General features: G+C 49.5%; 15 protein-coding genes. 6 read left to right on the top strand and 9 right to left on the bottom strand.

Annotated features, from left to right (window positions below; all coding sequences use genetic code 11):
* Positions 1-12: 12 nt before the first annotated feature.
* On the bottom strand, positions 13-909 hold the full coding sequence (locus ICT70_RS00880; protein WP_191153494.1) for a patatin-like phospholipase family protein: 897 nt from the start codon (positions 907-909) through the stop codon (positions 13-15).
* 182 nt (positions 910-1,091) lie between these two features.
* On the opposite strand from ICT70_RS00880, the gene purB reads away from it, so the two are divergent.
* Together purB and ICT70_RS00870 are read left to right on the top strand one after the other, a co-directional pair.
* Complete coding sequence (gene purB / locus ICT70_RS00875; protein WP_191153493.1) at positions 1,092-2,447, top strand: adenylosuccinate lyase; 1,356 nt, start codon at positions 1,092-1,094, stop codon at positions 2,445-2,447.
* A 61-nt stretch (positions 2,448-2,508) separates the two neighbouring features.
* Entirely contained in the window at positions 2,509-3,705 is a 1,197-nt protein-coding gene (locus tag ICT70_RS00870; protein ID WP_191153492.1) for a 6-phosphofructokinase, read from the top strand.
* A gap of 37 nt (positions 3,706-3,742) precedes the next feature.
* On the opposite strand, the gene ICT70_RS00865 is transcribed toward ICT70_RS00870, so the two are convergent.
* The 5 genes from ICT70_RS00865 to ICT70_RS00845 form a co-directional block, all read right to left on the bottom strand.
* Positions 3,743-5,116, bottom strand: a complete 1,374-nt coding sequence (locus ICT70_RS00865) for a sigma-54-dependent transcriptional regulator (RefSeq protein ID WP_191153491.1) — start codon at positions 5,114-5,116, stop codon at positions 3,743-3,745.
* A 100-nt stretch (positions 5,117-5,216) separates the two neighbouring features.
* Positions 5,217-7,754, bottom strand: a complete 2,538-nt coding sequence (locus tag ICT70_RS00860) for a PAS domain-containing sensor histidine kinase (protein ID WP_191153490.1) — start codon at positions 7,752-7,754, stop codon at positions 5,217-5,219.
* Between the two features lie 122 nt (positions 7,755-7,876).
* The gene (locus ICT70_RS00855; protein WP_191153489.1) at positions 7,877-8,845 is read right to left on the bottom strand and encodes a polyprenyl synthetase family protein; all 969 of its coding nucleotides are present in this window, start codon (positions 8,843-8,845) and stop codon (positions 7,877-7,879) included.
* Positions 8,846-8,942: 97 nt separating this feature from the next.
* The gene (locus ICT70_RS00850) at positions 8,943-9,881 is read right to left on the bottom strand and encodes a helix-turn-helix transcriptional regulator (protein ID WP_191153488.1); all 939 of its coding nucleotides are present in this window, start codon (positions 9,879-9,881) and stop codon (positions 8,943-8,945) included.
* 239 nt (positions 9,882-10,120) lie between these two features.
* Positions 10,121-11,776, bottom strand: a complete 1,656-nt coding sequence (locus ICT70_RS00845; RefSeq protein ID WP_191153487.1) for a putative manganese-dependent inorganic diphosphatase — start codon at positions 11,774-11,776, stop codon at positions 10,121-10,123.
* A 488-nt stretch (positions 11,777-12,264) separates the two neighbouring features.
* Here ICT70_RS00845 and ICT70_RS00840 point away from each other — a divergent pair, with 488 nt between their 5' ends.
* On the top strand, positions 12,265-12,582 hold the full coding sequence (locus ICT70_RS00840) for an ArsR/SmtB family transcription factor (RefSeq protein WP_191153486.1): 318 nt from the start codon (positions 12,265-12,267) through the stop codon (positions 12,580-12,582).
* Positions 12,583-12,654: 72 nt separating this feature from the next.
* Here ICT70_RS00840 and ICT70_RS00835 read toward each other — a convergent pair whose 3' ends face one another.
* Positions 12,655-12,852: a tautomerase family protein gene (locus ICT70_RS00835; protein ID WP_191153485.1), complete on the bottom strand. Its 198-nt coding sequence runs from the start codon at positions 12,850-12,852 to the stop codon at positions 12,655-12,657.
* Positions 12,853-13,020: 168 nt separating this feature from the next.
* Between ICT70_RS00835 and ICT70_RS00830 the strand changes: the two genes are divergently transcribed.
* The gene (locus tag ICT70_RS00830) at positions 13,021-13,377 is read left to right on the top strand and encodes a hypothetical protein (RefSeq protein WP_191153484.1); all 357 of its coding nucleotides are present in this window, start codon (positions 13,021-13,023) and stop codon (positions 13,375-13,377) included.
* A gap of 74 nt (positions 13,378-13,451) precedes the next feature.
* Entirely contained in the window at positions 13,452-13,799 is a 348-nt protein-coding gene (locus ICT70_RS00825) for a hypothetical protein (RefSeq protein WP_191153483.1), read from the top strand.
* Here ICT70_RS00825 and ICT70_RS00820 read toward each other — a convergent pair.
* Entirely contained in the window at positions 13,783-14,343 is a 561-nt protein-coding gene (locus ICT70_RS00820) for a uracil-DNA glycosylase (RefSeq protein ID WP_224746721.1), read from the bottom strand. The genes ICT70_RS00825 and ICT70_RS00820 overlap by 17 nt on opposite strands.
* A gap of 230 nt (positions 14,344-14,573) precedes the next feature.
* Here ICT70_RS00820 and ICT70_RS00815 point away from each other — a divergent pair, with 230 nt between their 5' ends.
* Complete coding sequence (locus ICT70_RS00815) at positions 14,574-15,485, top strand: zinc dependent phospholipase C family protein (RefSeq protein WP_191153481.1); 912 nt, start codon at positions 14,574-14,576, stop codon at positions 15,483-15,485.
* Positions 15,486-15,550: 65 nt separating this feature from the next.
* Here ICT70_RS00815 and coaBC read toward each other — a convergent pair whose 3' ends face one another.
* A complete protein-coding gene (coaBC, locus tag ICT70_RS00810; protein ID WP_191153480.1) occupies positions 15,551-16,750 on the bottom strand; it encodes a bifunctional phosphopantothenoylcysteine decarboxylase/phosphopantothenate--cysteine ligase CoaBC in 1,200 nt (399 codons plus the stop codon).
* Position 16,751: the final 1 nt, after the last annotated feature.

Genomic DNA, 16,751 nt, shown 5'->3' with positions numbered 1-16,751 from the left:
CTGATTCAGGATTTAATTTTCAACAACATGACGCAACACGTCAATTGTCTCCTGGCGACCGATGTCAATCAATTCACGCGCCCGCTCAAATTCATAAATAGTACATACATTTTTTGGTATTTCAATCACCATGTCAGGGGTGTACGCTGCCAGTTTGAGGCGCGCGATGGTGGACTGCATAGCGTCAAGACTTTTAGAAATAACATCGAAAAAGTTCTCGTCATGACGCTCATTCTGATGATTCCCTTTACGTTGCAGGGATTCAATAAAGTCGATAATTTTCTGGTGATAACTACTGCCGCGACCATTTATATTGACCGATTTTGACGTCACGGGTGCAACATGTCGGGACTTGCCACTCAAACTAACGGCTATCGTCAGGTCGGTATGATCATGTAAGGTTGGCGCAATCGGCACCGGGTTCAGCAGGCCGCCATCGACCAGGGTTCTGCCTTTGTAAGTCATTGCCGAAAAAACCGTAGGAAAAGCGATCGATGCACGGATAGCATCAAACAGAGGTCCACTTGATAACCAGACCTCCTTGCTTTCATCTAGATCGGTTGCAACCGCCGTGAAGGAAATTGGCAAATCTTCAATATTACGGTCTCCTATCAGCTCACGCAACGTTGAGATGATACGTTCCCCTTTAAAAAAAGCCGATCCACTGAACGACAGATCAAGCAATTTAAGCACATCGAAACGATCGAGGGCCGTAACCCATTGGGTATATGTCGATAGCTGCCCGGCAGCATAAATTCCACCGATCAGTGCCCCCATGGAAGAACCTGAAATAGAGCGAATCTCATAGCCCTGTTGTTCCAGGACCTGTATCACCCCGATATGGGCCAGACCCCGGGCACCGCCACTGCCCAATACCAATGAGACGGTTTTCTTTTTTATTGTTGCCACGGGACCCTCACCACTCGAAAAAGGCAATGTGTGTACTTTCTGCAAGGGTAAACTGTCTGAATGTCTTTTGACAAGAGACGGACACAAAACTCCTGATGAAAAGATAAAGAAGTTGCAGCGGTCTGCATCCACCGCTATAGTGCCGATTTCCGGAATTTAATGGATACGCTGAGGAGCAAGAGATGATTACTGCAATATCTCCAATTGATGGTCGCTATGCTGCCAAGGTAGCACCACTGATCGATGCATTTTCTGAGTATGCGCTCATGCGCAATCGCATCAAGGTCGAAGTCCTGTGGCTGTTGGCCTTAAGTATGGAGCCGGGGATCCCCGAATGCAGGCAGATCAGTCCAGCAGAACAAAGCAGATGGCGCCAGGTGATTGCTGATTTTACTCCCGCTGAAGCGGAAAAAGTGAAAAAGATTGAAGCGGTCACCAATCACGATGTCAAGGCGATAGAGTACTATTTAAAGGAACAGATCAACGACACCAGTTTGAAAGACTTGAGCGAATTTATCCATTTTGCCTGTACCTCGGAAGATATCAACAATCTATCCCATGCGCTGATGCTCAAGGATGGCCTCCGGATTCTGCTACCAATGCAGCAAAAGATTGTCGAGTTGATCAGCTCACTGGCTAAGGAATACAGCAGCGTACCCATGTTGGCGCGTACCCATGGCCAAACCGCATCGCCGACAACCATCGGCAAAGAGCTGGCGGTTTTTGCCGCACGCCTTCAGCGACAGATCCAGCAGATCTCTCAGGTCGAGTTACTCGGCAAGATAAATGGCGCCGTTGGTAACTTTAATGCTCATCTTTCAGCATATCCCGATGTCGACTGGGTGCGACTCAGCGGTGAGATGATCAATAAAGAACTTGGTCTGAAACAAAACCTCTTTACCACCCAGATTGAGCCCCACGATTATATGGCCGAGCTTTTCGATGCCATGGCGCGCTGGAATACCATCCTGATCGATTTTAATCGCGATATCTGGACCTATATTTCCATGGCCTATTTCGGTCAAAAAACCATTGCCGGCGAGGTCGGATCATCAACCATGCCGCACAAGGTGAACCCAATCGATTTTGAAAATTCGGAAGGTAATTGCGGCCTGGCCAATGCAATCTTCCAGCACCTGTCGAGCAAATTACCGATATCACGTCTGCAACGTGACCTGACCGACTCAACCGTCCTGCGCAACATGGGCGTCGGTTTTGGCTATACCATGATCGCCTGCCAATCCACCATCAAAGGAATCGGTAAACTCAAACTCAATCAGGACAAACTAGCTACCGATCTGGATCAGGCCTGGGAGGTGTTGGCAGAACCGATCCAGACCATCATGCGCAAGGCCGGCATTGAGAAACCCTACGAAAAGCTCAAAGAGTTGACGCGCGGTCAGATCATTGATGCCACCACCATTCGTACCTTTATTGAGCAGCTTGATCTGGCCGAAGAAGACAAGCAGCGATTGCTGACCATGACCCCTGCCACCTACATCGGCATGGCAGATCGCATCGTCGATTCTCTTGATTGATTAACAAGCGGGCTAGCTGCTGCTATGCTTGTACACAACTCTAACAAAGCAGGAGAACCTAATGGCCTACAAAGGAACCATCGGCATCCTCACCGGCGGCGGTGATGTCCCCGGACTTAATCCAGCCATTCGTGCGGTGACAATTCGCGCCAAGCGAGAAGGATACCGGGTTATTGGTATTCGTCGTGGCTGGGCCGGATTGGTCGAAATTCTTCGTGACGAAAACGTTGACAACAGCGGAAATTTTATTGAGCTGACAACGGATATTGTCAATCGCGCCGGGCGTACCGGCGGTACTTTTCTGCATACCTCGCGCACCCGGCCGAGCCACCTGCCAAAGGCCAATCTGCCCGAACATCTGCGGGACAGTTACACCGCTAACATTAATGATGTAACGCCGGAGGTATTAAAAAATATCGATTTTCTAGGTCTGGACTTTCTTATTCCGATTGGCGGTGATGATACCTTGAGCTATGCCCAGCGCCTTCATGAAGAAGGGGTCAAGGTCGTTGCGATTCCCAAAACCATGGACAATGATGTGCCGGGCACTGATTACTGTATCGGTTTTTCAACCTGTGTAACCCGGACCATCGAACTGACCCATCGCTTGCGGACATCGGCCGGTAGCCATGAACGTTATCTGGTGATTGAAGTATTCGGTCGCTATGCCGGTTTTACCGCCCTGCTCCCCACCATGGCCGGCGCTGCCGATCGCTGCCTGATCCCTGAGCATCCAATTGAAATGGAACTGCTGGCAGAATTGGCCACCAAGGATCGCAACCGCAATCCGAGCAAGTATTCGGTGTTGCTGGTGTCTGAAGGTGCGGTGTTGAAAAATGACAAGGAAATGTCTTTTGAAAGCAGTGAAGCTGATCAGTACGGACACCGCAAGCTTGGTGGCATAGGCGACCGGGTCGCTGCACACTTGAAAGAGCTCTCACCGAAATACAACGATGGCCGTACCATCAATGTATTAAATCAGCGTCTTGGCTACCTGGTTCGTTGTGGTGAACCGGATGCCCTCGATTCAATGGTGCCCATGGCCTTCGGTAATCTGGCGCTGGATCTGGTCCTGGCAGGAACGTCCGGGCGACTGGTGAGTATTCACAACGGACGTTATGATACGGTACCCATTACCACCGTCACTGGTCAGAAAAAAATTATCGATGTTCAGAAATACTACAACACCGAGCGGCTGCGACCAAAGTACGAGTCATTTATGCATCAGCCACTGTTTATTATGACAAGTGACAAGTGAACATTGCTGTGAAGTAGGGGCACGGCGCGCCGTGCCCCTACTGGCCGCCACCGAGCTGATATTTTTCCAGCTTGTAACGTAAAGTTCCTCGCGGCACATTGAGGATGCGCGCGGTCTTGGCTACATTCCCGCCTGAGATATTGAATGCTTTTTCCACCAACTCACGCTCAAAGCGGTCGATCACATCTTCGAGAAATATCCCTTCCGGAGGGATATCGCAATGAACCGGCAAGGTACTTTGTGGCGCTTCGCCCCAGATTTCTCGCGGCAAATGAGCCGGTTGGATGATCTCGACATCATTCATTATGCAGATTCGTTCCACCACGTTACGCAGTTCACGTACGTTTCCCGGCCAGTGATAGCGTAGCATCAGCTCCAGCGCTTCACGACTGAAAGATCGCATCCGTTTCTTGAATTCGAGGCTGAAGTGCTGAAGGAAGTGCTCCAGTAACACCGGAATATCCACGCGCCGTTCGCGCAGGGGCGGGATATGAATCGGAAAAACATTCAACCGATAATAAAGGTCTTCACGAAATTCCCGCCGTTCAATGGCTCCTTTGAGATCAGCATTGGTCGCAGCAATAATACGGACATTGATATCAATATTGCGATTACCGCCTAACCGTCTGATCTTTCTGTCCTCAAGAACCCGCAGCAGTTTAACCTGCAGACCAAGATCCATCTCGCCAATTTCATCAAGAAAGATAGATCCTCCGTCAGATTCTTCAAAGAGTCCAATCTTACGGCTTTTGGCATCGGTAAAAGCGCCTCGCTCATGGCCAAAGAGTTCCGTTTCCAACAGATTGAACGGCAGAGATCCACAATTTATTTCGATAAAGGGTTGGGCACAACGTGGTGACAGCTGATGAATCGCCTGAGCTACCAGCTCTTTGCCGGTACCACTATCGCCGGTTAACAGCACCGTTGATGTTTCATGCTTGGCCACTTCCCTGATCTGCCTGAAAATCTGCATCAACTGCGGGCTGTTGCCGACCATGTTGATGCCATCAGCGTCGCGTGGTGACAAACGTTTGACCTTGCGCCGCAGACTCTGTGTTTCCAGCGCGAGCCTGACAATCAAATGGATGGCATCCGCTTTGAATGGCTTTTTGATATAGTCATAGGCTCCAACTTTGAGAGCTTCAACTGCGCTCTCAACCGTGCCGTAGCCGGTAATAATAATAACCAGCAGTTCGGGATCAATCTCGCGCATGGAACGCAACACATCAAGGCCACTACTGCTACCCAGATTTAAATCGAGCAGAACCAGTCCGATTTCATCATCGGTGACAATATTAATAGCCTCGTCTGCGCTACCGGTCGAACAGGTGCGATAGCCGTCTTCAGTCAAAATCCGTTCAAGATTTTCACGGATGAATGCTTCATCATCCACTATCAGAATTTTTTCCATACAGTTCCTCCACAACGTATTGTGGCGCCAGAGTATCGCTATTTTATACGTCTGTCCAAAACAAAATGGTGAATTTTCGCCAGCTAAAGGAAAGAACGAGTCAGAAAGACTCATTGACTGAAACGGGCTGGTCCACTGTTAAAGGAAGGATAATTTGAACCCGCGTGCCCTGCTGCAACGTGCTATCAATCTGGATATCACCACCATGGTCGGTAATAATATTGTGACAAATAGACAGCCCCAATCCGGTCCCCTGCCCTTTGGTGGTAAAAAACGGTTCAAATACCAAAGGCAGTTGATCAGGATTGATTCCTTCACCGGTATCAGCAATGGTGATCAGGATGTTATTGTCTACCTGCTCAGCACGGATCGTTAGATCACCACCCTTCGGCATGGCATCAAGGGCGTTGTTAAGCAGGTTGAGAACAACCTGCTTGATCCGGTCAGCATCCAGCAACAGGACCGGCAGATCGCTAGCGATCTGTTCAATCAGTCTAACCTGCTGCCGCTGACATTGATTGCGCAGCAAAAAAATGGAATCACTCAGTACCTCGCCGATTCGTCCATCATTCAACCTGGGCGCTTTAGCGGCAGAAAAGCGCAACATCTGGGTGACCAGTGTTTCCAGACGTTCAATTTCTTCCAGGGCTCTGCGGATCAGTAATTGGTCAGTCTGTTGACCAAGCAGGCGGTCATGGAGTTCGTCCAACAGCAGGCTGACACCAGTCAATGGATTCCGTACTTCATGGGCAATTCCCGCCGACATCCGGCCTAAAGACGCCAGCCGATCCATGCGCGCCATCTGCTGGCGCATATTGACCCGTTCAGTTAAATCCTCGATGGTTAACAGCCAACCATCCTGTTGTCGAAAGCTCAAAGGAAACAACGCTGTACGGTAGGTTAATTTGCGGCCCTTGCGTTCAATCGGAACATAGACAGGATGTGAGTTCTTCCGCTCACAATTACTAGTATTGAACCAGTTGTCGAGGGTTATTTTTAATTCCGGCCAATCGTTTAACAGTTGTTGCCAAGCGGGGTTATCAGTAGGACGCGACATCTGAAGGATACGACAAGCCGGCCCATTGGCAGAGGTGACACGCCCCTGGGAGTCGAAGGTAATCAAGCCGGTTTCAATATTTTCAAACAGGGTGTTTTTGAAGTTTCGTTCAGAGATAATCTCCTTGCGAGACTGTCGTAAGGCCAACATGGTGCGAAGCAAACGTTCGCGCCGTCGAGTCAGCTCCTCTACCATCTGATTGAAGGCTCCTGCCAGGACCCCGACCTCATCGTTAGACGTTACGTCAACCTTGACCCGCAATTGATGACCGCTGGTCATCTTGCGGGTCCCCTCGGTCAGCATATGAATCGGCCGCACAATGCTGTTCGACAGCAGATAGGCGACAAAGGCAACAAGCAGTACGGTGATGGAAATGACCAGCCAGGATTGCATCAGGTAGTTATTGATTTCATTTTGAATCAGTAGTGCCGTTGATGTAGCAGGCAAATGAAACAGATCAATTTCAGCGCCGATGGTAACTCCGCCAAACACTCCGGATTGTTGATAAATACCCTTGTGGTAGGGGATTGGCGCATAGGCCATAATCTTGTTTGAACCACCAACGTTGACTGTTGACAGAGCACCCGACACGCCGCGTCGGACCAGATTGGCAACCTGTGGATAGTTAGGATGGACAAAACCTGCGGTTAATAAATTAAAAGGGATTCTTCCGGCATCGACAACCTCCTGGGGCGTATCAACGGTATAGGCTGGAACCAACTCTCCGTCGGCATCAAAGCCCCTGATATTCCAGAATTTAGGATGGGTAATCATCCATCCTTCATCGTCAAACATGAAGGCATAGTTACCACTTTCATAGGAGGGGAAAACCGTATCCTGATCGTCAATCGGTGATATGTGCTGAGTAAAGGTCATCAGGTGTCGATGATCCAGGGACAGGACTGCAACCCCTTGCCATTTACCCTGATGGTAGACTGGAGTGGCAAAACGGATGACCCCGGAGTATTTTTTCCCTTCAATCGCCTCGAGGGGAGTAGCAGCACCTTGCAATTGTTCATCACGAGAGATGTGCCAACCGGTAAGACGAGTGACCCAGATATCCCCTGGAGACAGTCGCGCTGCCTGCTTAAAATAATCTTCCGCCGGGTACGTTGTTAGATAGGGGTTGGTAATATCCCTTAATTGTTCACAGGGTTGGCCATTGACAATCCTGACCTGTTCGATACCTGTCGTATCGATAAATGCCAACTCGCTGTAAAGCGGAACGGCTTCACGAATTTCCGTTGGATTAAGGTTGCTGCCACGTCGATACCAGATCTGACGCTGGTGATTATCGCCGAATTTCTGATAATTTTCCTGATGAGGTTCCAGTAGGGCCAGGTCAAGAAGGTTTTCTTCAATTTGTTGAAGAAAGGCGGAAATCTGATCGGCAACCATCTGGGTTCTTTTTTCCAACGCTCTGGTTGCCTGGAAGTCAAGGGTTTCGGTGGTGCGCTGACGTAATAGATCTTCAACCAGCCGCAAACTGTGATGCGAACTGAACAAGAGCAATATCAACGGGACCAGGGCCAACAACAGCAGGGCCCCGAGAACCTTGGTATGAAGCTTTATCCGCAGCATGGTGAGAGCATAAACCAAAGTCCTTGGGCCGCACAATCGGCATTGTTCACGCAAATCATAAGAAACAGATAACCTTTACCCGAATGGCTGCTGGGTGGTTAAGTTTGGTGATGTGAGCATGATTATTTATTGCGAGAAACGACGTAATCGGCCAGCTGGAACAATGCCTGGCGGGTCGGTGAATCAGGAAATACGTCCAACACCCTTTTTGCTCGTGCAATCCTCTCCAGCGCCTTATCGCGGGTGTAGGTAATACCCCCCTTTTCTTCGATCAGGCGACAGACATAATCAAGATCTTCAGCAACCAGGTCTTCCGCTTCGACGATTCGGGAGATTTCCGCACACTCCCGTGCTGATGCGCTGTGGTATGTATGGATTAATGGCAGGGTCATCTTACCTTCAAATAGATCATGGCCTCGTTCTTTGCCAAATTCTTTCTGATTGGCAACATAATCCAACGCATCGTCCATCAACTGAAAAGCTGTTCCTATTTCCAGGCCAAATTCACGCAGGGCGACTTCTTGTTCAGCCTCGGCGCCAGCCAGAACAGCCCCTACCTGACAGGCGGCGGCAATCAGGATAGCGGTTTTGTCCCGTACAACCTGAAGATAGCGGCTCTCATCAACTTCCAGGTCGCACGTATTAAGTAATTGCAGGATTTCCCCTTCAGCCAGCTGAGTTGTCGTATCTGCCAGCAGCTTAAGAATGCGCAAGCTGTTCGAACCAACCATGACAGAAAAAGACTTGGCAAACAGAAAATCTCCGACCAGGACGGAGGCCTGGTTTCCCCATACGGAATTTGCTGAACGGTTGCCACGCCGTAAACTCGCGCTATCAACGACGTCATCGTGAAGCAAGGTGGCGGTGTGGATGAACTCAACGACACCAGCCAGGTCGATGTGTTTATCACCCTGATAGCCGCACAAACGAGAACTTAGAATCAGCAGCATCGGGCGTAAGCGTTTGCCACCACTGGACAGAACGTACTGCCCGACCTGGCCGATCAATTCCACTTCAGATGACAGATGGTTTTTGATCTGCTCTTCAACCGCCTGCATCTCATCTTTTATCAGGGCAACAACTGCATCCATGTTTTTTTCTTTCCCGACTGCAAGTCATGACAAAAGGTACAAATAAGTGATTGCACCACATGCGGCATTCTAAAAAGGGCCCCACCCAATGTCAAATTCAATTGATATCTGGTCCTATCAGTGCTGGAGCTTCTTCGGAGGTTGGAACAAAACGATAGCTATCATCATCCCAACGATAAGAACCTGAATGCCAGATTTGTTCTACCAGGTACCATTCATCATCAAGCTCTGAGGTGTTTTCTGTCAACTCGGAGAAAACAAGAATTTCCATATCATCAATAACATAATTGGCATTGGTATCGGCCCAGTGAAACGGCCTGATACTGACCCGTTGATCGGCAGAGACAGGCAAGACAAATTGTTGTCCCTCGGGATTGGCAATCAATTCACCACTGACGGCAATGACGTTGTCCATGGGAACATCATCGGGTACAGCAAGGCGATAATAGACAGTAAAAAGGGTTTGCGGGTTACGAAAAATCCATCTGGCGACCCCGGTTGCCACATCAACACTGGCTGCTTCAGGGTCAGAAGAAATGAATTGCCATCCCGGTGGAAACTCCTCTTTAAGAATCATCCCCTTTAGAGGGATTTCTGTTGAAATGACAAGTTGTACCAGCAGTTCATGTCCAGGGGCCACATGAAGTGGCAGCAACCGCCGGGCCTGCAATTGAGCATCAAACGGGACCCTGCGTTGCGAAATAAAAAACCAGGCGAGAAACACAACCATAAGACAGACGGCGATAACCAGCCAGAATCGTTTGTCAAAATACCTGGATTCCTGTTTTTTCTCCACCGGTTGAATCTGGATATCTTTTTTGATGATATCCGCCAGTTCAACCTCAAGGGCTTCAGCAAGTCTTATCGCGTTTTCACGCCTGATGGTTGGATAGCGATTGTTTTCCCAGCGTGAAACGGTGTCGGTGGTCACGCCGACCACCTTTGAAACGTACAATTGGGTCAAACGCTTTTCTTCACGGATCCGCCGTAAAGCTGTACCGTCAACTGCAACTGATGATTGATCCAATGACATCATGACTTAATATCCGCATTTCCGACGAGGTTGGCGGAGTGTAACAGAATCTCACCAGCGCGACCAACCACTGAATCCCTTTGATTGACAATCTGACGGTGAAGTACAGATTGAAAAAAAATTTATTAAATTAACTTTATTTTTTGGTTGACTTTAATTATTTGCCCATTGTAATGTTAGACAACAACTTATACAGCTTAGCCTCGCGTTCTCCCTCCTGGCGCGGGGCATTTTTTTGCCTACTACAAGCCCTTAAATACCTTCATCAAATGCGGCACCAATTGTTTTTTCCGTGACATGACTCCCTTGAGACGATAAAGGTTATCAGCCTCTTGTGGATAGCCAATGACGTACGGCAACTCACTGGGACCGGCGGTCAGCAGATAGCTGGTTTCCATAACAATATCAGTGATAAGCAATGCTACCAGATCATAGCCTTTCTCAGCACGAATAGCTGTCAGCTCACTAGCTAGTTCCTGCTGGCGGGCATAAAATGTATGGAAATTAACAACCTCTACCTGTCCCAGACCAAGCTGATAGGTCCCTGCAGTGTATTCCTTGAAATCGGTAAAAATGAGTTTACGGGCCGGTGCACCACTGGCCATCAAGCTGCCGGCGGCAAATAATCTGGCGCCAAACTCTGCATGTTCCAGTCCGGACAACTCTTCGAGCCAGGGCACGAGTTGACGATCAACTTCAGTAGTCGTCGGTGATTTCAATACCAGAGTATCAGATAATAGACCAGCCAGTAGCAGCCCTGATACTGATGCATCGGGCTTGATACCGGCCTGCTGATAGAGAGTTGCTACCAGGGAACAGGTACTGCCAAGAGGTTGATTGATAAAACGGATCGGCTGATCTGTATGGAAATTACCGAGACGATGGTGATCAATCACTTCGAGAATTTCTACCTTGTCCGCGCCGGGAACCGCTTGTGCTAATTCATTATGGTCGACCAGAATTAATTTGACGGCTGAGCTTTTGATCAGGTTACTCTTGGTGGCGACCCCGACAACCTCTTTTTCACCGGTACAGACAATGGCACCGGACTGCTTACTATGCATCAGCTTAATACGTAAATCGTCAAGCAGATCATTGGGCCTTACCGTAATAAAATCGGTATCGGCCAATTCCCTTACCGGCGTAGCCATACGGGTTAACCAGACTGAATTTGCCGTGTCGTAGTCGCTTACCAGAATCGATACCTGATTCTTTCTAGCCAGATCCAGCAATTTATCATCAACGGCACCTCCACCACTGATAATCAGTAAGCGCACCCCGGCCTCAACAGCGCGACGTTGAATACCCGGACGATCACCGGTGATCAATACTGCTCGCGACAGATCCATCTTCTTAATCCAGCTATCAAAACTGGCCTCGCGCCTGGCACCTACATAAAGGTTGAGATCTTCAACCTTGTCAGCAGCAACCAGATTCACGGCATTGGCATTCAGACACATCTGAATAGAGCACAAGGAGGCCTTAATCCGTCGCATCTTGTCCGGATCGGTCGGCACCAGAAAAAATTCTGTAGCCCGTTTGAGAAGCAGCAACCCTTGTGCCCTGCCGGCATCATCAACTACCGGCAACATCCGGATATGATGTTGATGATACAGCTCTATCGCCCGAGCCATCGGCTCGTCCTGATGGATACTAATGGCTTTTTCCGTTACCACGTCCTTGATGCGGGGATGTACATCGGACAATAGAACCGGCACCTCAACACCCAGTTCATCGAGGACGAACTGGGTCTGCTGGTTAATGTTACCGGCGCGCGCCGCCTGTACGTCTGAGAGCCCTTGATTACGTCGTAGTTGGGCATATGCCAGAGCGCTGCAGATAGAGTCAGTGTCGGGATTGCGGTGACCGACGACATAAATAACGGAGTTATTCGGCATCAGTGAAAGCTCTCTTGATAGAAATTAGCATAACGAAAAAACCAGGGAAGTAGACAAAGAATAACTCATACGTATATCGCATTCAGCTGTTGACCTGCAGTAAAACTGTAAACTAATATATGAATATATATTCAAAAATAAATAGTGTCCATCCGTAAACTCAGGATGAATACCATACAGCGATCACTTCGGCAATCGAATGCTGGATTCGGGTCGAAAAAATCAAGACCTTAATCCTCTAGAGTATACATGTAAACCGTACAAGCAAGGCGACAGATTGATGCCACGATGGTATCAATGATTCGCTTCCGGACGAAAGCCAAACAGGAGGTATCTGTTCTGCACCGGGTCGAAAATCCTATGTCAAGGGTCGCTTTTCGTCATCCATGACCGCTTTTGTCGCCGTCCATTGCGACAAAAAAACTGGCCACAGGATCCAAAGACCCTGCGCGAGGATAGAGCTGAATAGTTACAACAGGAGAATAAATATGGCGCAAACAGGATCGGATACGCCTTTTGAAAGTGGAATTGATTATGATCGTGAGTCTGAAATACTAAAAGTTCTCGGTCACCCGATACGGCTGAAGATTGTTGTCGGGTTGATTTCCCAGGCCTGCAATGTCAAAAAAATCTGGGAATGCCTGGGTCTGCCTCAGGCGACCGTATCCCAGCATCTGGCTTTACTGAAAAATAAAAACATTATCATCGGTCGACGCGAAGGGGTCGAGGTTTATTACCAGGTCACATCACCGGAAGCGATCCGGATTGTTACTGCCCTGCTACAACATGTAACCGCGACAAAATAACCAGCACCACTCCCTGAAACAAAAACGGTTGTCCGACAGGACAACCGTTTTTTATGAAAACTACAAAATGTTCTATTTTCCGGAACGGATTGCCGCTACGGTTTTACCACGAATTCCCCAGTTCTCGGGCGGAATCTCTTCAATAACGACATGAGTAGCTTCGGGGTTTTTGCCAAGAACCTCTTTTAGTGCAGTGGTAATCCGCTCCATGAGCTCTTCTTTTTTTTCTGCGCTGATTCCCTCAACTGTACGTACAGTAACAACCGGCATTTGTTTCTCCTTTCATTAAAGCAACGTCTGAAACCTGATTATAACCCCAGCGGTGAAAGAATCAAGAACCAAATTTGCCACAGAAACCCCGACCCTGCGCACGGACAGTGGTGAATAGTTACTTCTCAAGGTATAATAAAGAGAAAATTCTACAAGTCGGAGGCACCCATGAAAATAATCATGCTGTTCCTGCTCATACTTTTAACCGGATGTGCCGGTCGCCCAGCATTGGTATGGGAGCACAATGAGGGGCTTGGCGATTTGGAATTACAACAGGCACAAAAAGAATGTCGCCAAATAGCTCAGCGCGAGGCGCGCTACCCTTACTATCCCTATGGTGATTCCCTCTTCCCTTTCTACCGCCCCTTCTATTATCATGACAGGTACTATGTTGATGACTGGATCTGGCGCGATCATTTTGCCCAAATGCGTTATCAGGAAGAACTTAGCAGACTCTACCGCGTCTGCATGGAAGCTAAGGGATGGCGGCTGGTTCGCATCCTGCCAGAGGATCCCAGAAGGTAGTAGAAGAACACCATTTGCGACGACCTTAACTCCAGCAGAGCAAGAGCCGGGCTGTGAATATTAGTGGATCTGACATGACTGCGGGACTGGCGGCGCGGGCAATAACAACCCAGCAGGGCCATGCCGCTCCCCCGGTCACCCCGAAAAACCGCCAGGCAACAGTTGCGTCTGCTACGGATCGCTACCGGTCTACCTCCCAACCGATCATCGACGCTGAATATGTTGATCTTTACAACCCCATTCGGCGTCCCCCTGCACAACAGAACCAGTGGCGCAATATGATCCTCGAAGAAGATACCCCGGTCCACTCATATACCGCAAAATACGGTATTAGCGAACGCAACCAGCAACTCATCGAACGCTATGGACAGAACCTCAACGACCTGCCCTCGCCAGGCAGTTTTGTTAATCTGTTGGCGTAACGCTTACGAGTCCCAGCCGTTGTTTTACCTTAGTCATATCCTCCCATACCTGTTTTTTTTCCTGCGGTGAACGCAGCAGATAGGCTGGATGAAAGGTCGGCATGAGAGCAACACCCTCATAGCTGTGCCATTGTCCGCGCAGGCGACTGACCGGAGTCTGAACTCCCAGCAGGGTTTGTGCGGCAAAACGGCCCAAAGTTACGATGATTGTAGGTTTAAGCAGCGCCAGTTGGCGCTTAAGATAGGGTTCACACGCCACTACCTCGTTGGCGTGGGGATCCCGGTTTGCCGGTGGACGACACTTGATCAGATTACAGATATAGACGTCGTCTGCTGACAATCCCATGGCAAACAGAATGCGCTCAAGCAACCGCCCCGCCTCGCCGACGAAGGGCTCGCCCTGTTGATCTTCCTCATGACCGGGGGCTTCACCGACAAACACCAGATTGGCCGCCGGATTGCCCCGTCCAAAAACGACAGTTTTGCGTGTTTCATGCAGAGGACAGGCACAACACAGCTCAACCTCCGAGCGCAGATCCGACAACGTTTCTCCCACTACTGACGGTGGCATAACAGCGGGAGCGACCGTGTCAATCAGCCTGTTTTGCCTGGTGTCTAGAGGTGCTGGAGGGTTAAAACCTAATTCCTCTAATTCCTCTAGAAGACGGCGGGCTTGACAGACAAGAGTGTAGCATTCGTGGTATAATTTATCTGTCATGAACTTATGGCTCAGATCTCTTCTATTGTAATAAAAATGACCACAAAGGGCTGGATATGTTCCCTTTTCTGATCTTGACGCTGTTGTTTGTTTTACTGCCGGAGCCTGTTTATGCATGGGGTGCCGGTGTCCATCTGGGAACCTGTCTGCGCGTTCTGGCGGCGCCGACGGTCTTGCCCCAAGCACTGCAGGCGCTGCTTGCGGCCTACCCCCTCGACTACCTCTACGGCTGCATAGCTGCCGACATCACCCTGGGGAAAAAACACACTCATCACCTTGAACATTGCCATAACTGGCGGATCGGTCGTAAAATCCTTGAGCGCGGCAAAAAAGCCGGACCAGAGGCTGAAGCTTGCGCTTACGGCTACTTATCCCACCTGGCCGCTGATACGGTCGCACATAACTATTTTGTCCCCTATAAGCTGGCCATGACCTTCAACACCACCTTTCACAACCACGCCTATTGGGAAATTCGGGCCGATATCGGCGTTAAAAAGGAAACCTGGCAGATTGCCCAGCAACTGGCCAAACGCAATAATCGTCAGCTCGACAAGGTCCTTAGCGGATCCATCTCTGATACCATTTTTTCTTTTGGTACCAATAAGCAGATCTTTAATTCGATGATGCTGATCAGCCGCTTAAATCGTTGGCAGAAAATGGTTAAAACGATTGCCACTCATTCCCGTTGGCCCTTTGATCGCGCAGAACACGATGAATATATGGCTCTTGGCCTGGAAGCGGTCTTCAGCATTCTCAGTGATGAGCAAAGCCCCTACTGGAACGCCGATCCAACCGGCGACCGGGCCTTGACCGCTTCCAACCTGATTCGTAAAAACATGAAACTGCTATGGCTTGACGGCAAACTGGAGCAGGAAGACGCTGATCTGATTCTGCAAGAGCTGCGCAAGCGGTTCCGCCTCGGAATCACCAATCCGGATGAGATATTGCCCCTTTTTACTGTCGTTTGAGGTTTCCGGACCGAACACACCTGTATTTTAATGTGGGAGTGAACTGCTTGCCCGCCCTACAGAAACTAACAGGTTTTCTTCCAAAGCGGGCAAATACGATCAAGCAAGTGGTTGGCCACGTCAGTTTTGCTCATTAACTCCAGGTTTTCCATTTCACCATTACGATAAATAAAACGAACAATATTAGTATCTACATCGAAGCCTGCGCCCGGGATCGACACATCGTTGGCAACGATCATGTCAAGATTCTTACTAACCAGTTTTTTCCTGGCATGCTCTAATAAATCCTCTGTTTCAGCGGCAAAACCGACGAGGATCTGATGCGCTTTACGTTGCCCCAATTCAGCTAGAATATCCGGGGTTTTTTCCAGATCAAGAATGAACTCTTCCGACTTTTTCTTCATTTTTTGCTGCTGACGGATCATTGGACGATAATCGGCGACTGCGGCCGCTTTGATCACAACATCAGCAGCAGCAAAACGGCCAAGCATGACCTCATGCATCTGCCGGGCAGAAACAACAGAAACAACCTCCACCCCTGCCGGTGGCATCAGCTGAACCGGGCCGGCGACCAGAGTCACTATGGCACCACGGCGACGAGCTGCAGCGGCGATGGCAAACCCCATGCGACCGGAGGAGCGGTTGGACAGATAGCGCACCGGATCGATTTCTTCGCGGGTCGGACCCGCACTGACCAAGATACGGCAACCGGCCAGATCTTTGCCGGTCAGGACGTCCTCGGCAGCATCAACGATATCCTGCGGATCAGGCATTTTTCCCTGGCCTGTCCAACCACAGGCCAGCTCTCCATACACCGGTTCAAGCAGGTGATAACCAACCTCACGCAACCGTTGTTCGTTGCGTTGATAGAGTGGATTTTCATACATATTGGTGTTCATTGCCGGCACAATCAACACTGGGGCCTTGGTAGCCAGCACCGTAGTTGTCAACAGATCATCGGCCAGTCCTTGAGCGATCCTGCCGATAAGGTTGGCTGTTGCCGGCGCAAGGATGAACAAATCAGCCCGGTCGGCCAGAGAAATATGACCAATTTCCTGTTCCTGATAAAGGTTGAACAGTTCGGTATGCACCGGCTGCCCGGAAAGGGTCTGAAATGTTAAGGGTGTAACAAATTCACAGGCCGATCGAGTCATCACCACATGAACCTTGACCCCGGCTTTGGTCAGCAAGCGTAACAGTTCGACCGCTTTGTAGACCGCAATGCCGCCACTGACGCCGAGGATAATGGTTTTACCTTTAAGCATC

This window comes from Pelovirga terrestris (genome assembly GCF_014773365.1).
Lineage (GTDB): Bacteria > Desulfobacterota > Desulfuromonadia > Desulfuromonadales > Geopsychrobacteraceae > Pelovirga > Pelovirga terrestris.
This window is presented reverse-complemented; position numbering and strand designations above follow the sequence as displayed.